The sequence below is a fragment of the Knoellia sp. p5-6-4 genome (genome assembly GCF_029222705.1).
In the GTDB taxonomy this organism is placed as follows: domain Bacteria; phylum Actinomycetota; class Actinomycetes; order Actinomycetales; family Dermatophilaceae; genus Pedococcus_A.
The window spans coordinates 164,716-185,456 of sequence record NZ_JARGZF010000002.1 but is presented as its reverse complement, the minus strand read 5'-3'; the positions used below and the strand labels follow the sequence as shown (position 1 = coordinate 185,456).

General features: G+C 70.6%; 19 protein-coding genes. 11 read left to right on the top strand and 8 right to left on the bottom strand.

Annotated features, from left to right (window positions below; translation table 11 throughout):
- The first annotated feature begins 251 nt into the window (after positions 1-251).
- The gene (locus P2F65_RS12325; RefSeq protein WP_275807954.1) at positions 252-1,241 is read left to right on the top strand and encodes a TerC family protein; all 990 of its coding nucleotides are present in this window, start codon (positions 252-254) and stop codon (positions 1,239-1,241) included.
- Here the strand turns inward: P2F65_RS12325 and P2F65_RS12320 are convergent.
- Positions 1,230-2,105, bottom strand: a complete 876-nt coding sequence (locus P2F65_RS12320) for an EamA family transporter (protein ID WP_275807951.1) — start codon at positions 2,103-2,105, stop codon at positions 1,230-1,232. The two genes, P2F65_RS12325 and P2F65_RS12320, sit on opposite strands and share 12 nt — an antisense overlap.
- 20 nt (positions 2,106-2,125) lie before the next feature.
- Positions 2,126-2,788, bottom strand: coding sequence for an MBL fold metallo-hydrolase (locus P2F65_RS12315; RefSeq protein ID WP_275807948.1), 663 nt, complete (start codon positions 2,786-2,788; stop codon positions 2,126-2,128).
- A 172-nt stretch (positions 2,789-2,960) separates the two neighbouring features.
- Between P2F65_RS12315 and P2F65_RS12310 the strand changes: the two genes are divergently transcribed.
- The 3 genes from P2F65_RS12310 (at position 2,961) to P2F65_RS12300 (ending at position 5,025) form a co-directional block, all read left to right on the top strand.
- The gene (locus P2F65_RS12310) at positions 2,961-3,605 is read left to right on the top strand and encodes an ATP-binding protein (protein ID WP_275807945.1); all 645 of its coding nucleotides are present in this window, start codon (positions 2,961-2,963) and stop codon (positions 3,603-3,605) included.
- Positions 3,602-4,252 (top strand): response regulator transcription factor, encoded by a 651-nt coding sequence (locus P2F65_RS12305; RefSeq protein ID WP_275807942.1) that lies wholly within the window; start codon positions 3,602-3,604, stop codon positions 4,250-4,252. The genes P2F65_RS12310 and P2F65_RS12305 overlap by 4 nt, the downstream gene beginning before the upstream one ends.
- Positions 4,253-4,335: 83 nt before the next feature.
- Positions 4,336-5,025 carry a response regulator transcription factor gene (locus tag P2F65_RS12300; RefSeq protein ID WP_275807939.1) on the top strand — a complete coding sequence of 230 codons (690 nt, stop codon included), beginning with the start codon at positions 4,336-4,338 and terminating at the stop codon, positions 5,023-5,025.
- 5 nt (positions 5,026-5,030) lie between these two features.
- Here P2F65_RS12300 and P2F65_RS12295 read toward each other — a convergent pair whose 3' ends face one another.
- Complete coding sequence (locus tag P2F65_RS12295) at positions 5,031-5,762, bottom strand: maleylpyruvate isomerase family mycothiol-dependent enzyme (RefSeq protein ID WP_275807936.1); 732 nt, start codon at positions 5,760-5,762, stop codon at positions 5,031-5,033.
- A 100-nt stretch (positions 5,763-5,862) separates the two neighbouring features.
- Between P2F65_RS12295 and uvrA the strand changes: the two genes are divergently transcribed.
- Positions 5,863-8,958, top strand: coding sequence for an excinuclease ABC subunit UvrA (gene uvrA / locus P2F65_RS12290; RefSeq protein WP_275807933.1), 3,096 nt, complete (start codon positions 5,863-5,865; stop codon positions 8,956-8,958).
- A 99-nt stretch (positions 8,959-9,057) separates the two neighbouring features.
- On the opposite strand, the gene P2F65_RS12285 is transcribed toward uvrA, so the two are convergent.
- The 5 genes from P2F65_RS12285 to P2F65_RS12265 all read right to left on the bottom strand — a co-directional run bounded on the left by P2F65_RS12285 (position 9,058) and on the right by P2F65_RS12265 (position 14,022).
- Positions 9,058-9,783, bottom strand: a complete 726-nt coding sequence (locus P2F65_RS12285; RefSeq protein ID WP_275807930.1) for an ABC transporter ATP-binding protein — start codon at positions 9,781-9,783, stop codon at positions 9,058-9,060.
- Positions 9,767-10,531 carry an ABC transporter ATP-binding protein gene (locus P2F65_RS12280; protein WP_275810627.1) on the bottom strand — a complete coding sequence of 255 codons (765 nt, stop codon included), beginning with the start codon at positions 10,529-10,531 and terminating at the stop codon, positions 9,767-9,769. The genes P2F65_RS12285 and P2F65_RS12280 overlap by 17 nt, the downstream gene beginning before the upstream one ends.
- A 133-nt stretch (positions 10,532-10,664) precedes the next feature.
- Positions 10,665-11,795, bottom strand: coding sequence for a branched-chain amino acid ABC transporter permease (locus P2F65_RS12275; protein ID WP_275807926.1), 1,131 nt, complete (start codon positions 11,793-11,795; stop codon positions 10,665-10,667).
- Positions 11,792-12,775 carry a branched-chain amino acid ABC transporter permease gene (locus P2F65_RS12270; RefSeq protein ID WP_275807924.1) on the bottom strand — a complete coding sequence of 328 codons (984 nt, stop codon included), beginning with the start codon at positions 12,773-12,775 and terminating at the stop codon, positions 11,792-11,794. Before P2F65_RS12270 ends, P2F65_RS12275 begins: the two co-directional genes overlap by 4 nt.
- 110 nt (positions 12,776-12,885) lie before the next feature.
- Positions 12,886-14,022, bottom strand: a complete 1,137-nt coding sequence (locus tag P2F65_RS12265) for a branched-chain amino acid ABC transporter substrate-binding protein (RefSeq protein ID WP_275807922.1) — start codon at positions 14,020-14,022, stop codon at positions 12,886-12,888.
- Positions 14,023-14,345: 323 nt separating this feature from the next.
- Between P2F65_RS12265 and P2F65_RS12260 the strand changes: the two genes are divergently transcribed.
- The 6 genes from P2F65_RS12260 to P2F65_RS12235 all read left to right on the top strand — a co-directional run bounded on the left by P2F65_RS12260 (position 14,346) and on the right by P2F65_RS12235 (position 20,724).
- Positions 14,346-14,804, top strand: coding sequence for a Rieske (2Fe-2S) protein (locus P2F65_RS12260; RefSeq protein ID WP_275807919.1), 459 nt, complete (start codon positions 14,346-14,348; stop codon positions 14,802-14,804).
- A 59-nt stretch (positions 14,805-14,863) separates the two neighbouring features.
- On the top strand, positions 14,864-16,882 hold the full coding sequence (gene uvrC / locus P2F65_RS12255; protein WP_275807916.1) for an excinuclease ABC subunit UvrC: 2,019 nt from the start codon (positions 14,864-14,866) through the stop codon (positions 16,880-16,882).
- On the top strand, positions 16,875-17,780 hold the full coding sequence (rapZ, locus tag P2F65_RS12250; RefSeq protein WP_275807914.1) for an RNase adapter RapZ: 906 nt from the start codon (positions 16,875-16,877) through the stop codon (positions 17,778-17,780). The genes uvrC and rapZ overlap by 8 nt, the downstream gene beginning before the upstream one ends.
- Positions 17,777-18,715, top strand: coding sequence for a uridine diphosphate-N-acetylglucosamine-binding protein YvcK (gene yvcK, locus P2F65_RS12245; protein WP_275807911.1), 939 nt, complete (start codon positions 17,777-17,779; stop codon positions 18,713-18,715). Before rapZ ends, yvcK begins: the two co-directional genes overlap by 4 nt.
- Before the next feature lie 75 nt (positions 18,716-18,790).
- Entirely contained in the window at positions 18,791-19,771 is a 981-nt protein-coding gene (gene whiA / locus P2F65_RS12240) for a DNA-binding protein WhiA (RefSeq protein WP_275807908.1), read from the top strand.
- Positions 19,772-20,262: 491 nt separating this feature from the next.
- Positions 20,263-20,724, top strand: coding sequence for a DUF559 domain-containing protein (locus P2F65_RS12235; RefSeq protein WP_275807905.1), 462 nt, complete (start codon positions 20,263-20,265; stop codon positions 20,722-20,724).
- Positions 20,725-20,741: the final 17 nt, after the last annotated feature.

Here is a 20,741-nt window from a genome sequence, read left to right as displayed (position 1 = left end):
GGTCGCCCTCTGGCGCACGCCCAGGGACGACCACGAGGGGACCGGATTTGAGCGCCCTGTGCCTGTCTGGGACACTCACGGGGACCGATCGGGGGGGAGTATCCCCACGCGGCGTCCTCGTCATCACGGCCCACCACTGCCACGGCACACCAGCTGCCCACGGCATACCAGGGGTGGGCCCGGGGAGCCGGTCCGCCAGCAGTGGGCGGGAGAGACCTCCGGTCACGCACGTGACCGGAAGGAACCAATCAGTGAACGTCCCCACCTGGGTCTGGCTCGTCACCATCGGGCTCGCCATGGCGGTCTTCGCCGTCGACATCTTCGTCATCGCGCGCAGGCCGCACGTCCCGAGCACCCGCGAGGTCGGCACGGCCCTGGGCGTCTACGTCGGCGCCGCCATCCTCTTCGGTCTCGGCATCTGGTACTTCGCCGGCTCGACCTATGCCGGTCAGTACTACGCGGGTTGGCTGACGGAGTACTCGCTGTCGGTCGACAACCTGTTCATCTTCCTGCTGATCATGGCCAAGTTCGCGGTGCCGGAGAAGTACCAGCAGTCGGCCCTGATGATCGGCATCGTCATCGCCATCGTGCTGCGCGGCATCTTCATCGCCCTCGGCGCCGCGGCGATCAACAACTTCTCCTGGGTCTTCTACCTGTTCGGCGCCTTCCTCATCTACACCGCCATCAAGCTCGCCAGGGAGGGGGAGAGCGACGACGACGAGTACGAGGAGAACCGCTTCATGCGCTACATGGAGCACCGGTTCCCGGCGACGCAGGACTACCACGGCACCAAGCTCTTCACCCGGGTCGACGCCAAGCGGCTGGCGACCCCGATGTTCTTCGTCATCCTCGCCCTCGGCACCACCGACCTGCTGTTCGCCCTCGACTCGATCCCCGCGATCTACGGGCTCACCAAGGAGCCGTACCTCGTGCTGACGGCCAACCTCTTCGCGCTCATGGGGCTGCGCCAGCTGTACTTCCTCATCGGCGGACTCCTCAAGCGCCTCGTCTACCTCAGCCTGGGGCTGGCCGTGCTGCTCGCCTTCATCGGCGTCAAGCTGCTCCTGCACGCGCTGCACGAGAACGAGCTGCCGTTCATCAACGGGGGCCAGCACGTGCCGGTGCCCGAGGTGCCGATCTCGGTCTCCCTGGGCGCCATCGTGCTCATCCTCGGCGTCACCACGGTCGCGAGCCTGCTCAAGACCCGTCGGGACAACCGCCTGGAGTCCTCAGCCGGCTGAGGCGATGGCAGCCGGCTCCCTGGGGCGGCTCGCGCCCAGCACGACCGCGCTGGCCAGCACGACCAGCGCCATGCCGGTGAGCTGGGTCGGGGTCAGCCGCTGCCCCAGCACCAGCCAGCCGGCCAGCGCCGCGGCCGCCGGCTCGAGGCTGAGCAGGATGCCGAACACGCGCGCGCTGAGCCGCCGCAGCGCGAGCAGCTCCAGGGAGTAGGGCAGCACCGACGACAGCAGCGCGATGCCCAGCCCCTTGGCCACGACCTCCGCGGTCCACAGGGGCACGGTGCCGAGCCCGAACGGCGCCACGACGAGCAGGGCGACCCCCATGGCGAGGGCGAGGCCGTCCAGGCTCTCGAACTGCGCCCCCGTGCGGCGGCTGAGGATGATGTATGCCGCCCAACAGGCGCCCGCCGTCGCAGCCAGTCCCAGCCCGAGCCAGTCCAGGTCGGCGAGGGGGACGGTCAGTGCCTCGGAGATCAGGGTCACCCCGGCCCCAGCGGCGACGACCGCGAGGACGTCGACGGTGCGGCGCGACAGCACCGTCGCCAGGGTCAGCGGCCCGAGGAACTCGATGGTCACGGCGACGCCGATGGGCAGCCGAACGAGCGAGGCGTAGAAGGCGAGGTTCATCAGGCCCATCGCGAGGCCGAAGAGCGCGACCGTCAGCCAGGCCCGACGGGTGTGCCCGCGCAGGCGGGGCCGGGCCACCGCGCCCAGAACCAGCGCGGCGAAGAGCAGCCGCAGGGTGACCGAGCCCGGGGCCCCGACCTGCGGGACCAGCGTCGCCGCCAGGGCCCCGCCGAACTGCACGGACACGACGGCGGCCAGGACCAGCACAGGGGCGGGGACGGCAGCGGCGGGAGGCACCCGCCCACCGTAGTGAGTGGCTACCAGCGCCGGTCGCGCCACTCCTGCAGGTGCGGCCGCTCGGCGCCCAGCGTCGTGTCGCCGCCGTGGCCCGGGTAGACCCAGGTGTCGTCGTCGTAGACGTCGAACACCCGGGCGGTGACGTCCTCGATGAGGGCGTCGAAGCTCTGCCCGGGGTTCGCGGTGTTGCCCACTCCACCCGGGAAGAGCGAGTCACCGGTGAACAGGTGGGTGCCTCGCTCCGGGTCGCGGTAGGCCAGCGCGACCGAGCCGGGCGTGTGGCCGCGCAGGTGGACGACGTCGAGGAGCAGGTCGCCGACCTCGATCCGGTCACCGTGGCGCAGCAGCCGGTCCGGGTGCACGGGCAGCTCGTCGGCGTCGTCCACCCCGGCCGCAGTGGGCGCTCCTGTCGCCGCGACGACCTCCGCGAGGGCGCGGTGGTGGTCCCAGTGGGAGTGGGTGGTCACCACGAGGTCGAGACGCCCGCCTCCGTCGCGCACCAGGGCCAGGCAGGCATCCGGGTCGGCGGCCGCGTCGACCAGGAGCTGGGCACCGGTGCGCCGAGAGGTGAGGAGGTAGACGTTGTTGGCCATCTCCGAGACGGCGAGCTTGCGGATGGTCGCCTGTGCCAGTTCTCGTACGGCGGCAGGGCCGCCGGGCTTCACATCTCCGGTGTACGTCATGGGTCCCATCCTGCAATGGACGGAGTGACCAGACCGGGCTACGGGCAGCGGCTTAGTCCCGAATAACTATTGTCCGCTGTATTTCGACGGACCTACGTTGGAGCGGTCACGACAGGGGAGTGCCAGCAGGGGGTGCTGGCGCACCGGTCGTGAAATTGGGTGAGGAACGCACATGACCGCTCTCGTAGAAGGCTTGTCTCGCGCCGCGTCGTCCAGGGACATCGACACGATCCGCGCGCTTTGTCACGACCTGCGCCAGCCACTGGCCGCCATCCTCCTTCTGTCCGACTCCGGCAACGGCGACGTCGACCGGAAGATGGAGGTCATCACCGACCAGGCGCGCTGGCTGAGCCAGCTCGTCGACACCGTGCTCACGGACGCCGCAACCGACACGGTGCAGCCCGTGGACGTGGCCGAGCTGGCCGCGCTCGCCGTGCACCGGGCACAGCCGACCGCCGGGTGCGACATCAGTCTCGACGTCGAGGACACCGTGCAGGCCTGGGCTCGACCAGTGGCCCTGGGACGTGCCGTGTCGTGCGTGCTCGACAACGCGATCCGGGCCGCGGGCACCGGGGGGCACGTTCGCGTCGCCGTCGAGGGGGAGCCCGAGTGCGTCCACCTCACGATCACGGACGACGGACCGGGTCTGGGCAAGATCGCCTCGCGGACGTCGCTGGGGCTGACGACCACCCGTGCCATGGTTGCCGCCTGCGACGGCACCTTCGACCTCCGCGCCGGCGCGACGGGCGGCGCGGAGGCAGACATCTGCCTGCACTCGGTCGCCCCGCACAGCCACACCGAGTCGGTCGCGTCATGAGGCTGGTGGTCTGCGACGACCACCGACTCCTGCTCGAAGCCCTGGGCCTGGCCCTGGGGGAGCGGGGGCATGACGTGGTCGCGCTGGTGTCCAACGCCGACGACGCCGTCCAGGCTGCAGGCGAGTACCGACCCGACGTGGTGCTGCTCGACGTGAACTTCCCGGACGGCTCCTCGCTGACCGCCATCCGGCGGATCCGGGAGGCCAGTCCCGAGACGAAGGTGGTCATGCTCTCGGCCGAGTCGGACCACGCGGTCGTCGGGCGCGCCATCGCGGAGGGGGCGTCGGGCTACGTCGGCAAGGAGAAGCCGATCGCCGAGATCGTCGACAAGCTCAGCCAGGCCGCCAACGGCCACGTCGCGGTCGACCCCGCCCTCCTGCAGCAGGCGCTGCGGCCCCAGAAGCCGAGCGACGACCCGCTCTGGGCCCTTCAGTTCCTGACCGACCGGGAGTGGGAGGTCATGCGCTGCATCATGGAGGGCCAGACCACCGAGCAGATGGCCGAGACGCTGGGCGTGCAGCGCAGCACGGCCCGCACCCACGTGCAGAACCTGCTGACCAAGCTGGGCGTGCACTCCCGCCTGCAGGCGGCCGCGCTCATGGCCGCGCACGCCTCGGAGGGGACCTGGCCGGCGCACATGCGCTGACGAGCCGCTCATCCTATTGACGTAGACGGAGATCGGACCGAGGCGGGGTCCGCACACGACGTGTAGGCGGCAGTGTGATGAACATGGAGAAGCCCATTCGGGTCGTCATCGTCGACGACCACCAGGTGTTCGTGGACGCGCTCGCCGTCAGGCTCGCGGACGAGCCCGATGTCGTGGTGGTCGGCAAGGCGATGAACACCGAGCAGGCGCTCGAGGTGCTGTCCACCACCCCGTGCGACGTGGTGACCCTCGACCTCATCCTGGGCGAGGAGGACGGCCTCGCCCTCGGGCGCGAGATCCTCCGCCGGTGGCCGCAGACCGGGATCGTCGTGGTCACCGGCGCCGAGGGGGGAGAGATGGTCCTCGAGGCGGTGCAGTCTGGCATCCGCGGCTGGGTCAACAAGACGGCGAACATCGAGTCGCTGACCGGCGCCCTGAGGGGCGTGGCCCGCGGCGAGACCCACATCCCGGCGGCCCTGCTGACCAACGTCCTGGTCTCGCTCTCCGGCCAGCCGCAGGCGTCGGTGTCGGAGGCGGAGGGCATCCGCAGCCTGACCCAGCGCGAGCTCGACGTGCTCGGCTGCCTGGTGGAGGGGATGTCGCGCAACGAGATCGGCGAGCTGCTGCACGTCTCGCCCAACACCGTGCGCACGCACGTGCAGAGCATCCTGCACAAGCTGAAGGTGCACTCCGCGCTGGCGGCCGTCGCCATCGCCCGGCGCGCCGGGGTGCAGGGCACCTCGGGGCTCCACAAGCGCGCCAACGCAGGCTGAGGCGTTCAGGCGCCTCGCGGCAGGTCGGGCAGCCCTCCGCTGCTGCTGGTGACACCCGAGCCGATGCGGCGGGCGAGCCAGAGGAGCAGGCCGTGCCGCGGGCCGGTCACCTCGGTGGCCCCAGGGCCCTCTCCGTCCGGCTGGCCGACCTCCCAGGACTCGCCCTCGTCGGTGCGAAGCGTCACGGACGGCGCCCGGCGCGACAGCCGCAGCCGGCCGACCGCGTCATCGAGGAGCCGCACGAGCACGTCGCCGTCGACGTCGGCGAGGGTGTAGCCCGCGTCGAGGTCGACGTGGTGCAGCACGACCTCCCGCAGCCGCAGGAACGGCAGCGTGCGTGAGGCCACCAGGTGGCCGCCGCGCATCTCGACCTCGGACGCGACGATCCCGTCGACGAGCCGGGGGAGCACCTGCGCCAACGCCTGCGCCGTGTCCTCGAGGTCGCGGAGCTGCTCGTCGGCGTCCCGGTCGGCGCCGGCCTCGATGTCCGCGTCTCGTCGCTCCGTGCCGCCGGGGTACATCTCCTGGGGCTCGCCGGTCACCGCCCAGTCCGCGAGCCGCCCGATGGCCTCGGCGTTGCGCGCCACGTGGGCCAGCACGTGGCCCCGGGTCCAGCCGTCGCAGAGCGACGGCACGGCGAGGTCGGCGTCACGCAGCCGGGCGGCGGTGCGCAGCAGGGCACGGGTGGCCCCGTCGACAAGGGCGAGGTCCCCCTCGAGGGGGTAGGCATGACTCATGCGCCTGACGCTATCTGCTGGCCGAGCCCGCGGCACCGCACCTCGTCGACGTCCTGCCCCGCAGGCCGTGATGCGGCGGCTGTCGGTGGGGGCACATAGCATGAACCGCGTGACTGCTGTGCCCACCTCCCGACCCTCCGACGCCCCGCGCCCGCAGCACGACCACCTGGTCGTGCGAGGCGCGCGTGAGCACAACCTCAAGGACATCTCCGTCGAGCTGCCCCGTGACAGCCTCGTCGTCTTCACCGGGCTCTCCGGGTCGGGGAAGTCCTCCCTGGCCTTCGACACGATCTTCGCCGAGGGCCAGCGCCGCTACGTGGAGTCGCTGTCGGCCTACGCGCGGCAGTTCCTGGGGCAGATGGACAAGCCGGACGTCGACTTCATCGAGGGCCTGTCGCCGGCGGTCTCGATCGACCAGAAGTCGACCAACCGCAACCCGCGCTCGACCGTGGGCACGATCACCGAGGTCTACGACTACCTCCGCCTGCTGTTCGCCCGCGCCGGGCGGCCACACTGCCCCGTCTGCGGGGAGGCCATCACCCGGCAGACGCCCCAGCAGATCGTCGACCGGCTGCTGGAGCTGCCGGAACGCACCCGCTTCCAGGTGCTGGCCCCGGTGGTCCGTGCCCGCAAGGGGGAGTACGTCGACCTGTTCGCCGAGCTCCAGAGCAAGGGGTTCTCGCGCGCCCGCGTCGACGGCGAGGTCGTGTCCCTGACCGAGCCACCCAAGCTCGAGAAGCAGGTCAAGCACACCATCGACGTCGTCGTCGACCGCCTCGTCGCCAAGGGCGGCGACGCGGGCGCCAAGCGGCGCCTGACCGACTCGGTCGAGACGGCCCTCGGCCTCGCGGGCGGCCTGATGGTCGTCGAGTTCGTCGACCGCGACGCCGACGACCCCGAGCGGGAGCGGCGCTTCTCCGAGAAGATGGCCTGCCCCAACGACCACTCGCTGTCGATGGACGAGGTCGAGCCGCGCTCGTTCTCCTTCAACTCCCCGTTCGGGGCCTGCCCCAAGTGCACCGGCCTGGGCACCGAGCTCGAGGTCGACCCCGAGCTGCTCGTGCCCGACGAGGACCTCTCCATCGCGCAGGGGGCCATCGCCCCCTGGGCACAGGGCAGCGGTTCGGCCGACTACTTCCAGAGGGTCATCGGCGCCCTCGCCAAGGACCTGAAGTTCTCGATGGACGCCCCGTGGCACTCGCTGCCCAAGCGCGCCAAGGACGCCCTGCTCTACGGGCAGAACTACAAGGTCCACGTCCGGTACAAGAACCGCTTCGGCCGGGAGCGGTCGTACACGACCGGGTTCGAGGGAGTCGTGCCCTTCGTGAAGCGTCGGCACTCCGAGACGGACTCCGAGTGGAGCCGGGAGCGCTACGAGGGCTTCATGCGCGAGATCCCGTGCCCGGAGTGCAACGGCACCCGCCTGAAGCCCGAGTCGCTCGCCGTGCTCGTGGGCGGGCGCAGCATCGCCGACGTCTGCGCGCTGCAGATCGCCGACAGCGCCAAGTTCCTGGCGGAGGTCGACTTCACGCCGCGGGAGCGACAGATCGCCGAGCGCGTGATCAAGGAGATCCACGCCCGCCTCGGCTTCCTGCTCGACGTCGGGCTCGACTACCTGTCCCTCGACCGGCCGGCCGGCACCCTCTCCGGCGGCGAGGCCCAGCGCATCCGCCTCGCGACCCAGATCGGCTCCGGCCTCGTCGGCGTCCTCTACGTGCTCGACGAACCCAGCATCGGGCTGCACCAGCGCGACAACCACCGGCTCATCGAGACGCTCACGCGCCTGCGCGACCTCGGCAACACCCTGATCGTCGTCGAGCACGACGAGGACACCATCGCCACCGCCGACTGGGTCGTCGACATCGGCCCGGGCGCCGGCGAGCACGGCGGCCAGGTGGTGCACTCCGGTCCGGTCAAGGGCCTGCTCGAGCACCCGGACTCGATGACGGGCAAGTACCTCTCGGGCCGGCTCGAGATCCCGACGCCGCCGGAGCGACGCCCGCAGGAGAAGGGCCGTGAGGTCACGGTGGTGGGTGCCCGCGAGCACAACCTCACCGGCGTCGACGTCAGCTTCCCGCTCGGCAACCTGGTCGCCGTGACGGGCGTCTCGGGCTCCGGCAAGTCCACGCTCGTCAACGACATCCTCTACACCGTGCTCGCCAACAAGCTCAACGGCGCCCGCCAGGTGCCCGGCCGGCACAAGACGGTGACGGGGCTGGAGCACCTCGACAAGGTCGTGCACGTCGACCAGAGCCCGATCGGCCGCACCCCGCGCTCGAACCCGGCGACCTACACCGGCGTGTTCGACAACATCCGCAAGCTGTTCGCCGAGACGACCGAGGCGAAGATCCGCGGCTACCTGCCGGGGCGCTTCTCCTTCAACGTCAAGGGTGGCCGCTGCGAGGCCTGCTCGGGTGACGGCACCCTGAAGATCGAGATGAACTTCCTGCCGGACGTCTACGTGCCCTGCGAGGTCTGCCACGGGGCGCGCTACAACCGCGAGACGCTCGAGGTGCACTTCAAGGGCAAGACGATCGCCGACGTGCTCGACATGCCCATCGAGGAGGCTGCCGATTTCTTCGCGGCGGTGCCCGCCATCGCGCGCCACATGAAGACCCTCAACGACGTCGGCCTCGGCTATGTGCGGCTCGGCCAGCCGGCCCCCACGCTCTCCGGTGGCGAGGCGCAGCGCGTCAAGCTCGCCAGCGAGCTGCAGAAGCGCTCCACCGGGCGCACCGTCTACGTGCTCGACGAGCCCACCACCGGCCTGCACTTCGAGGACATCCGCAAGCTGCTCCACGTCCTGCAGGGCCTGGTCGACAAGGGCAACACCGTCATCGTCATCGAGCACAACCTCGACGTGATCAAGAACGCCGACTGGATCGTGGACATGGGGCCCGAGGGCGGCAGCGGCGGCGGCCGGGTCATCGCCGAGGGCACGCCCGAGGAGGTCGCCGACGTCGTCGAGAGCCACACCGGCCGGTTCCTCGGCCCGGTGCTCGCCAGGAGCGCCCGCACCCCCGACCGCCCCACCGGCACCGGGTCGGCGGCCAAGAAGACCGCGGCGGCCCGCGCCACCAGCACACCCACGGCGAAGGCGAAGGCCACCACGGGCACGGCCAGGAAGGCGGCCACGGCCAAGGCCACCGGCGCAGCGAAGAAGGCCACCGCCAAGCGGTCGACGCGCAAGGCCTGACCCAGCGCGCAGGCCGACCCAGCGCGAAGGCCCCCGAGGACGCACCTCGGGGGCCTTCGCGTTGTATGCCGTGCCCGCGGCATACAGGGGTTGGTTCTGTCAGGCGTCGCCGCCGAGGTAGGCCGCCTTCACGGCCGGGTCGGCGGCCAGCTCGGCGCCGGTGCCCTCGCGGACGATCTCGCCCGTCTCGAGGATGTAGGCGCGGTGGGCCCGCTTGAGCGCCTGGGCGGCGTTCTGCTCGACGAGCAGCACGGTGGTGCCCTGCTCGTTGATCTCCGTGATGATGTCGAAGATCTGCTGGATGAGCTTGGGCGCGAGGCCCATCGACGGCTCGTCGAGCAGCAGCAGCTTCGGGTTGGCCATGAGGGCCCTCCCGATCGCCAGCATCTGCTGCTCGCCGCCGGACATGGTGCCGGCCACCTGGGAGCGCCGCTCCGCCAGGCGCGGGAAGAGCCCGAAGACGCGGTCGCGGTCCTCGTTGATCTTCGGCGTCTTGCGGTCCTTGCGGGCGTAGGCCCCCATGTCGAGGTTCTCGGTGACCGTCATGCCGACGAAGCAGCCGCGACCCTCGGGGGACTGGGCGATCCCGAGCACGGGCCGCTCGTGGGCGGGCATGTTCGTGATGTCCTTGCCCTGGAAGCGGATCGACCCCAGCCGCACCGGGCGCAGGCCCGACACCGTCTTCATCGTGGTCGTCTTGCCGGCGCCGTTGGCGCCGATCAGCGTGACGATCTCGCCCTCGTCGACCGTGAACGAGATGTTGCGGATGGCCTCGATGCGTCCGTAGTTGACGCAGAGGTCGTCAACCTCAAGAAGCACTCTCATCAACTCCCAGGTAGGCCGCGATCACGGCAGGGTTGTCACGGATCTCGGCTGGCAGGCCCTCGGCGATCTTCTTGCCGAACTCCAGCACGACGATCCGGTCGGTGACGCCCATGACCAGCTTCATGTCGTGCTCGATGAGCAGCACGGTGTAGCCCTGGTCGCGGATGGTCTGGATCAGCTCCATGAGCTTGACCTTCTCCGCCGGGTTGAAGCCGGCCGCGGGCTCGTCGAGGCAGAGGAGCTTGGGGTTCGTGGCGAGCGCCCGGGCGATCTCGAGCCGCCGCTGGTCGCCGTAGGGCAGGTTGCGGGCCAGCTCGTCGGCCCGTCGCTCCAGGCCCATGAACTTGAGCAGCTCCTGGGCGCGCTCCATGCCCTCGGCCTCCTCGGCCCGGTGCTTCGGCAGCCGCAGCAGCGCGGACCCGATGCCGGTGGAGTGGTGCGCGTCGGCGCCGACGAGCACGTTCTCCAGGGCCGTCATGTTGTGGAACAGGCGGATGTTCTGGAACGTGCGCGCGATGCCCAGCTTGGTGATCTGGAACTTCTTGCGCCTGCCCAGCGGCTCGCTCATGAAGCGCACCCCGCCCGACGTGGGCTGGTACACGCCGGTCATGACGTTGAAGCAGGTGGTCTTGCCGGCACCGTTCGGGCCGATCAGGCCGAGGATCTCACCGGTGTTGATGTGGAACGAGACGCCGTCGAGGGCGGTGACGCCACCGAAGCGGAGGGTGACGTCGTCGACCTCGAGCATCTTGCCCTTGGGCAGGTGCGCCACCTCCTCGACGCTGATGTCGACCGACGTGTCGGGGGTCTCGCTGACGTCCTCGGGCCGGGTGGCGCCGAGGGGGCCGTCGTGACGGGGGGCCGGGTTCTCCGGCGTGGTCTCAGGCATGGGCGTGTCCCTCCTCCAGGATCTCGGCTTCCTCTTCCTCGGCCTGCTTCGCCCGGACGCTGCGCTTGGGTGGCAGCAGGCCCTGGGGGCGGAAGATGGCCAGCGCCATCAGGGCGAGGCCGAACAGCAGGTAGCGGCCGTCCGCGAGGAAGCGGAACTTCTCGGGCAGCCAGATGAGCAGCACGGCCGCCGCGACGACGCCCCAGCGGTTGCCCTGACCACCGACGACGACCATGGCGACGAAGAGCACCGAGTAGATGATCGAGAAGTTGTCAGGGTTGATGAAGCCCTGCCGGGTGGCGAAGAGAGCGCCCGACAGGCCGCCGATGGCCGCGCCGGTGGCGAACGCCAGCAGCTTGAACCGGAACGTCGGCACGCCCATGAGCTCGGCGGCGTCCTCGTCCTCGCGGGTGGCCTCCCAGGCACGACCCACGCGGGAGTTCTGCATGAGCCAGTCGAGGAAGAGCACGACGAGCACGAGGGTCAGAGCGAGCCAGTAGAACGGCACCGCGTCGACGACGCTGAACTCGAGGAACGTGGTCGTGGTCTCGAGGTCGACGAAGGCCGTCAAGCCCTGCCAGGTGATGTGCGGGATCTCGAAGATCGCCCAGCTCGGCGGCGAGGGGATGTTGGCGATGCCGGACGCGCCACCGAGCCACTCGGTGTTGAGCAGCACGAGGCGGATGATCTCGCCGAAGCCGAGAGTCACGATGGCCAGGTAGTCACCGCGCACCCGGAGGGTGGGGGCGCCGAGCAGCACGCCGGAGATCAGCGTGACCGCCATCGCGACGGGGAAGGCGAGCAGCAGCGACACCGTGCCGTGGGCCGAGGTCAGCACGCCGACCGTGAACGCACCGACGGCGAAGAAGCCGACGTAGCCGAGGTCGAGCAGGCCGGCGTAGCCGATGACGATGTTGAGGCCGATGGCCACGAGCGAGTACATCGCGCACGAGAAGAGCACGGAGGCGAAGTCGGAGTCGGTCGTGGTGATGAGCGGCGGGTTGATGATCGGCAGCAGGTAGACCAGCAGGACCAGGAGTACCCAGAGGACGATCTGGGCCCACTTGGGCAGCTTGCCGAGCCGGACGCGGATCGAGTGGAAGAAGTTGCGGACGGCGTTCATGCGCGGGCCTTCCCGAGGGACTCACCGAGCAGGCCGGTGGGCCGGAACAGCAGGATGACGACGAGGAGGACGAAGGCGACGACGTCCTTCCACTCGGTGCCGAAGATCGCGGACCCGTAGTTCTCCGCGACACCGAGGATGAAGCCGCCGAGCAGGGCGCCACGCAGGTTGCCGATGCCGCCGAGCACGGCGGCGGTGAACGCCTTCACACCGAGGATGAAGCCGGCGTTGTAGCGGGTCACCCCGATCTTGAGGAGGTACAGCATCGCGGCGCCGCCGGCCATGATGCCGCCGATGAGGAACGTGATGCGGATGACGCGGTCACGGTTGACACCCATCAGGGCGGCGGACTCGGGGTCCTGCGCCACCGCGCGGATGCCGCGGCCGAGGCGCGAGCGCCGCATGAACTGGTCGAGCACGACCATCATGATGAGCGCGGAGACGATCACGAGGATGTCGACGTTCGTCACGTTGTAGTTGAAGACCGGGAAGACGGGGTCGGTGTCGACGATCCGCGGCAGGGGCAGGTTCTCGCGCGGGCGACCGACGTACTCCTGCAGGCCCTCGATGCCCAGCGCCGAGAACGGCTTGTCGCGAAGGCCCATGGCCTCCGAGAGCACGAACGAGGCGCCGATCGCGGAGATGAGGGCGATCAGGGGTGGGGAGTTGCGTTTGCGCAGGGGCCGGTAGGCGAAGAACTCGAGCCCGACCGCGATGAGGCCCGAGACCGCCATGGCGGCGGCGAAGCCGAGCACGAGTAGGCCCACGACGCCCAGGCCGGAGGCGTTCGTGGCGCCCACAGCCATGAGGACCCACACGGCAGCGAAGCTGCCCCACATGAAGACCTCGGAGTGGGCGAAGTTGATGAGGCGCAGCACGCCGTAGACGAGGGTGTAGCCGAGGGCGACCAGGGCGTACACAGCACCGATGGCCAGACCGGTGATCGTCAGCGCCCAGAACTGGTTGGCCAGCAGATCCATGTGACCTCCGTTGGGGGAGCGGGGGACGCCGTGAGGGTGGCGTCACCCGAACGGGAACACGGTAGCGGCCAGGACCCTGCTCGGTGAGGGTCCTGGCCGCTACCGGGCGACTACTTGACTTCCTGGTCCGGAACGATCTTGCCGCCCTCGACCTTGTAGGCCCAGACGGAGATCTCGGCCGGCTCGCCCTTCTCGTCGAACTTGACCTGCTTGGTCACGCCCGCCTTGTCGTAGGACTTGATGAAGGCGGTCATGTCCTCGGACGCGGTCTTGCCCTCGGCGATCGCGGCGAGGAAGACGTTCGCCGCGTCGTAGGCCTCGGCGGAGTAGGTCGCGGGCGGGGAGCCGTAGGCCTTCTCGAAGGCCGTGGAGAACTCGGCGGCCTTGTCCGGGGGCAGGCACGGGCAGGTGACGATCGCGCCCTCGGAAGCGCTGCCGGCGGCCTTGATGAAACCGTCGTCCTTGACGCCGTCAGCGGCCACGAAGGTGCCCTTGTAGCCGGCGGAGCGCAGCTGCTTGACCAGCAGCGCGGCCTCGGCGTAGTAGCCGCCGAAGAAGACGGCGGGCGCCTTCGACGCGGTCACCTTGGTGACGGTGCCGGAGAAGTCCGTCTGCTTCTGCTGCACGGCGTCGTTGCCGGCCACCTGGCCACCAAGGTCCTTGCGGACGATGTCGGCGAGGCCCTTGCCGTACTCCGAGGAGTCGTCGATGACGAACGCCTTCTCGGCCTTCAGGATTTCCTTGATGTACTTCGCGGCGGCCGGGCCCTGGGTGGCGTCGTTGCCGAGGATGCGGTGGAAGGTCTTCCAGCCGTTCTCGGACAGCGCCGGGTTGGTCGCGGAGGCGGTGATGATGTTCAGGCCCGCCTTGTCGAAGATCGGGTTGGCAGCCTTGGACTCGCCGGAGAAGGCCGGGCCGACGATGCCCACGAGCTTCTTGTCGGTGACGGCCTTCTGCGCCAGGCCCGGCGCGACCGAGGGGTCGCCCTGGCTGTCGAAGGTCACGAGCTGGACCTTGCAGTCCGCGTTCTTCTCGTTGTACTGCTTGACGGCGAGGTCGGCGCCGTTCTTGATGTTGATACCGAGGTTGGCTGCGTCGCCGGTGAGGGCGCCGAAGAAACCGATCTTGAGGTCACACGCCTTGTCGCCACCAGCAGCGTTGTCGCTGGAGGTCGTGGTTCCACCACAGGCACTCAGCGCGAATGCGGCGGCCACGACGGGCGCGCCAATCTTGATCAGGGAACGCAAGACTCCTCCTGAAGTCACTTGGGTGCGCACACGCAGCACACACTGGGTACCCCGCGGGGGGTGACTTGAACACTAGACACTCAGGAGTGGCAGACGTAAGAACCCGGGGAATATTGGTGACCGTGTCGTTACCCGAACCGTCGTCACGACGCCGCCAGAGACCCTCCGGCCAGCTCTCCGGCCAGCTCCTCCGGCAACCCACCAGGCCCGCCGCGGCGCCGTCACAGGTCCTGTTCAGGGTGCACACGGCATACTCGCGGGCACCGGCGCCCACTGATGAGGGCGCACCCCGACGAAAGGTCCGCGCTGCCATGACCGAGGCCATGAGTCCAGACAACCAGACCGAGGCGGGGGCCGCCGCCTGCTGCAGCCGCCGAGCCGTGCTGCTGTCCGCGGGCGTCGCGGGCGGCGCCGTCGCTCTGACCGCCTGCGGTGCCGCGGAGGACATCGCCAGCGACGCCGCGTCGAGCGCCGGGGCGGCCGCGTCCAGCGCCATCAAGGACGCCATCTCCAAGGCCACGATCCCGGTTGGCGGCGGGAAGGTGCTGGCCGACCAGAAGGTCGTCATCACCCAGCCGACCGAAGGGGACTTCAAGGCGTTCACCGCGGTCTGCACGCACAAGGGCTGCACCGTCGCCAACGTCTCGGACGGCACCATCAACTGCGGCTGCCACGGCAGCAAGTTCGACATCGCGACGGGAGAGGTCAAGCAGGGCCCGGCCGAGAAGGCCCTTCCCCGCAAGACCGTGTCGGTGACCGGGGACGGCATCACCGTTTCCTGACCCGCCGAGGGCGGGGAGGCCGTGCCGGGAGCGTCGGCGCGGCCTCCTAGAGTGGGGGCGTGGCTGACCCGTCGACCTACCGCCCCGCCCCGGGCGAGATCCCCGTCGACCCGGGTGTCTACCGGTTCCGGGACCGCGACGGCCGCGTCATCTACGTCGGCAAGGCCAAGTCGCTGCGGCCGCGCCTGTCGTCGTACTTCCAGGACCTCAGTGCGCTGCACCCCCGCACCGCGACGATGGTCACCACGGCCGCCAGCGTCGAGTGGACGGTGGTCTCGACCGAGGTCGAGGCGCTGCAGCTCGAGTACTCCTGGATCAAGGAGTTCGACCCGCGGTTCAACGTCAAGTACCGCGACGACAAGTCCTACCCCTACCTCGCCGTCACCCTGGGCGAGCAGTTCCCGCGCGCCCAGGTCCTGCGCGGCGCCAAGCGCAAGGGCACCCGCTACTTCGGCCCGTACGCCCACGCCTGGGCGATCCGGGAGACCCTCGACCTGATGCTGCGCGTCTTCCCGATGCGCACCTGCTCGTCCGGGGTGTTCAAGCGGGCCGGCCAGGTGGGCCGGCCCTGCCTGCTGGGGTACATCGACAAGTGCTCGGCACCGTGCGTCGGTCGGGTCAGCCCCGAGGAGCACCGCGCCATCGCCGAGGACTTCTGCGACTTCATGGCCGGGAACACCACCAAGTTCGTCAAGCGGCTCGAGCGCCGGATGCAGGAGGCCTCGGCGGCACTGGAGTTCGAGCAGGCGGCGCGGCTGCGTGACGACATCGGAGCGCTCAACAAGGCCCTCGAGAAGTCGGCGGTGGTGCTGGGCGACGGCACCGACGCCGACGTCTTCGCCCTCGCCGACGACGAGCTCGAGGCGGCGGTGCAGGTGTTCCACGTGCGTGGCGGCCGGGTGCGCGGCCAGCGCGGCTGGGTGGCCGAGAAGGACGCCGAGTCGGTGCCCGAGATCGTCGAGCACCTGCTGCAGCAGGTCTACGGCGGCGAGTCGGGGGAGGGGGTGCCCCGCGAGGTGCTCGTGCCGGTGCTCCCGCCCGACCTCGAGGCCGTCGTGGAGTGGCTGACGGGCCTGCGGGGCTCCCAGGTGCAGCTGCGGGTGCCGCAGCGGGGCGACAAACGCACCCTGATGGAGACGGTCAGGCGCAACGCCGAGCAGTCGCTCGCGCGCCACAAGCTCGCGCGGGCCGGTGACCTGACTGCCCGCAGCCAGGCGCTCCAGGAGCTCCAGGAGACGCTCGACCTGCGCGAGGCGCCGTTGCGCATCGAGTGCTTCGACGTCAGCCACGTGCAGGGCACCCAGGTGGTGGCCTCCATGGTCGTCTTCGAGGACGGCCTGGCCCGCAAGTCCGAGTACCGCCGGTTCATCGTCCGCGGTGCCACCGAGGGCGGGACGGTCGACGACACCGCGGCCATGCACGAGGTGCTGACCCGCCGGTTCCAGCGCTACCTCGAGGACCGCGACCAGGCGTCTGACATCGAGCTGGGCCCGGACCGCGACAACGGCGAGCCCTCCGGCGGGGTGGGGGAGCGGGTCGACCCCGACACCGGGCGACCGCGGCGCTTCGCCTACCCACCCAACCTCGTGGTGGTCGACGGCGGCCTGCCGCAGGTGAACGCGGCCCGCGCGGCCCTCGACGCCCTCGGCGTCGACGACGTCGCGGTCGTGGGACTGGCCAAGCGGCTGGAGGAGGTCTGGGTTCCCGGCCAGGACTTCCCGGTCATCCTGCCGCGCACGAGCGAGGGGCTCTACCTGCTCCAGCGGGTGCGCGACGAGGCGCACCGCTTCGCCATCACGCTCCACCGCCAGCGCCGGTCCAAGGCCATGACCACGAGCGCGCTCGACGGCATACCCGGCCTGGGTGAGGCCAAGCGCAAGGCGCTGCTGCGGCACTTCGGCTCGGTGAAGAAGATCCGGGCCGCCAGCGTGGAGGATCTCCAGGCCGTTTCCGGCATCGGACCTGCGCTGGCGGGCACCATTGCGGCACAGTTGTCCCAAACATCCCCCGCCGCGCCCGCGGTGAACCTCATGACCGGCGAGGTCATGGACGACGACGAGGAGCAGCCGAGTGCCTGAGGCAGAGGCCGAGCCCGCGCAGCCCAGCCCGACACCCCTCGAGCTCGTCATCGTCACGGGGATGAGCGGGGCCGGGCGCAGCACCGCCGCCAACGTGCTCGAGGACTCCGGCTGGTACGTCGTGGACAACCTGCCGCCGCACCTGCTCGTGCCGCTGACCGAGCTGGCGTCGACGTCCGAGCGCACCACGCCCATCACGCGCATCGCGGCGGTCGTGGACGTGCGCGCGCGGGGGTTCTTCACCCACCTGCAGGAGTCGCTGGCCGAGCTGCGCGAGCGCGGGTGGCAGCCCAACCTCGTCTTCCTCGACGCGAGCGACGAGGCCCTGGTCCGGCGCTTCGAGAGCGTGCGACGGCCACACCCGCTCCAGGGCGAGGGCCGGCTGCTCGACGGCATCGTGCGCGAGCGAGACCTGCTGCAGGACCTGCGGGCCGACGCCCAGGTGGTCGTCGACACCTCGGGCCTCAACGTGCACCAGCTGGCCAAGAAGATGACCCAGGTCTTCGCGGAGCCCGGCGGGCCCAAGGTGCGGATCGCCCTCATGTCGTTCGGTTTCAAGTACGGACTGCCGCTCGATGCCGACTTCGTCTTCGACATGCGCTTCCTGCCGAACCCCTTCTGGATCCCGGAGCTGCGCAACTTCAGCGGCAAGGACACCCCGGTCGCGGAGTTCGTCATGGCCCAGGACGGCGCCCCGGAGTTCATCGACCGCGTGGTGGAGCTCATGCGACCGGTCACGGCCGGCTACATCCGCGAGGGGCGCCGCTACGTCACCATCGGCATCGGCTGCACGGGCGGCAAGCACCGCTCGGTCGCGATGTCCGAGGCGCTGGCCGTGGCACTGGGTTCCCCGGACGTCGCGACGTTCGTGGTGCACCGCGACCTGGGGCAGGAGTGAGCGGCCCGGCGGTCGTTGCGCTCGGCGGCGGGCACGGGCTCTCAGCGTCGTTGTCGGCGCTGAAGCTGGTGAGCGACGACATCACCGCCGTGGTCACGGTGGCGGACAACGGCGGGTCGAGCGGGCGGCTGCGCGAGGAGTTCGACGTGCTCCCGCCGGGCGACCTGCGGATGGCCCTGAGCGCCCTGTGCGAGGACTCGGAGTGGGGCCACACCTGGCGCGACGTGCTGCAGCACCGTTTCCGCGGCGACGGCCCGGTCGGGGGCCATGCCCTCGGGAACCTCCTGATCGTCGCCCTCTGGGAGGTCAACCGCGACCCCGTGGCGGGCCTGGACCTGGTCGGCCGGCTGCTCAACGCGCGCGGGCGCGTGCTGCCGATGGCGGCGGTGCCGCTCGAGATCACCGCAGTGGTGCAGGGCCACGAGGCGGCGCTGCCCGACGAGGTCACGACCGTGCGGGGACAGGTCGCCGTCGCCAGCACCGCGGGAAGGGTGCGCAGCATCGCGCTTGAGCCCGCCGACCCGCCGGCACCGCCGGCGACGGTGCAGGCCGTGCGCGACGCCGACTGGGTCATCCTGGGCCCCGGCTCGTGGTTCACGTCGGTGATGCCGCACCTGATGGTGCCCGCGCTGCGCGCGGCACTGCACGACACCAGTGCCCGCCGGCTGCTCACGCTCAACGTGGAGCACTCGGGGGAGACGGCCGGCTTCTCCGCGGCCAACCACCTCGAGACGCTGGCCGACCACGCGCCGAGGCTGCGCCTCGACGTGGTGCTCGCGGACCCGGGAGCGGTCGACGACGAAGCCGCCCTGCGCAGGGCGGCCGCGCGGCTCGGGGCCGACGTCGTCGTGGCGCCGGTGGCCAAGCGGCGCCACCCGGGGCACCACGACTCACTCCGCCTGGCGGCGGCGTACCGTGACATCCTCGGTGCCTGAGCGGGTCGGTCACGGGGAGCACAGCAGCGGATGCGGGGGAACGGACGTAGTGGACAAGGGTGACAGGATGACGCAATGGCGATGACCGCGAAGGTGAAGGACGAGCTGAGCAGGCTCGAGGTGACCAAGCCGTGCTGCCGCAAGGCGGAGGTCGCGTCCACCCTGCGTTTCGCGGGCGGCCTGCACATCGTGGGCGGCCGGATCGTCGTCGAGGCCGAGCTCGACACGGCGAACGCCGCGCGCCGGCTGCGCCGCGACGTCACCGAGCTCTACGGGCACTCCACCGAGGTGCTGGTGATGGCTGCCGGTGGTCTGCGCAAGACCAGCCGCTACGTCGTGCGGGTGGTGCAGGACGGCGAGGCACTGGCCCGCCAGACCGGGCTCATCGACGTGCGCGGGCGACCGGTGCGGGGCCTGCCGCCCAAGGTCGTGAGCGCGGCGGCGTGCGACGCCGAGGCCGCCTGGCGGGGGGCCTTCCTGGCGCACGGCTCGCTGACCGAGCCCGGGCGCTCCTCGGCACTCGAGGTGACCTGCCCCGGGCCCGAGGCCGCCCTGGCCCTCGTCGGTGCCGCCCGCCGGCTCGGCATCCAGGCCAAGGCCCGTGAGGTCCGCGGCGTCGACCGGGTCGTCATCCGCGACGGCGACGCCATCGGCGCGATGCTGACGCGGCTGGGGGCGCACGACGCGGTCCTCGCGTGGGAGGAGCGCCGGATGCGGCGCGAGGTGCGGGCGACCGCGAACCGGCTCGCCAACTTCGACGACGCCAACCTGCGCCGTTCCGCCCGTGCCGCGGTGGCCGCGGGCGCGCGCGTCCAGCGGGCGCTCGAGATCCTCGGTGAGGAGGTGCCCGACCACCTGCGCGAGGCCGGGTCGCTGCGCCTGGAGCACAAGCAGGCCAGCCTCGAGGAGCTCGGGCAGCTGGCCCAGCCCCCGATGACCAAGGACGCCGTCGCGGGCCGTATCCGCCGGCTCCTGGCGATGGCCGACAAGCGGGCGCAGGACCTCGGCATCCCGGGCACGGAGGCCAACCTCACGGCCGACATGCTGGACGCCTGACCTCCGCGTTTCCCTGCACCTTTATCGGGTGACCCGATAAAGGTGCGCCTGACCCGAGGTGGCACCACGCGGGATGCGCACCCTTCCGGGGTGAAGCCGGGGTGGGCCGAGCCGGGATACCCCCGCAGTCCCCAGGGCGGCTCTCCCGCACCCACGGTCCACAGCTTCCAGGACGGGTATGCCGCGGCCGCACCTGCCGCACGAACCTCACCGCATGGGTGCAACCACCGTGATTCCCTGCACCGAGGACGGCCTCTACACCACCGCTCAGGCGCGAGCCGCCGGCTTGGGCCGTCGCGTGCTCCAGGGCCTGGTCCGCCGCCACGAGATCGACCACGTGTGCCGGGGCGTGTACGGGCCCCACCTGCCGGACCTCACCGCCGAGGAACGCCATCCGCGCCTCGTCAAGGCCGGCCTGAAGCTCTATCCCGACGCGCCCGGCGGTCCCCGCTGCGACGGCGGTCGTCCAGCTCGCCCTCGACGCCGGGGTCGTGGCCGGAGTCGTCGCGTGCGACCACGGGCTCCGTGAAGGCCTGTTCGACCTGGAGGGGCTGGCCGCTGCGGCAGCCGCCGTGCGCGGATGGCCGCGGTCCGGACGCGTGCGAGCGATGCTGCCGCTGGTGGACGCGCGGTCCGAGTCGGTTGGTGAGTCCCGTCTGCGGGTACACCTGCAGCTGGCGGGGGTGTCGCTGGTCCCTCAGGTCGTGATCTTCGACGACGACGGAGACTTCGTCGCCCGGGTCGACTTCCTGGTCGAGGGCTCGAAGGTGGTGGTGGAGTTCGACGGCAAGGTCAAGTACCAGGACGGCGACGGCGACACGCTGTTCCAGGAGAAGCGACGGGAGGACCGCCTGCGTCGACTGGGCTACACGGTCATCCGCGTCACGTGGGCCGATCTGCTGCGACCGGAGCGCATCGTTGCGTGGATCCGGCAGGCGACCTCGGCCGCCTGAACTGCCCCGCCCCGACG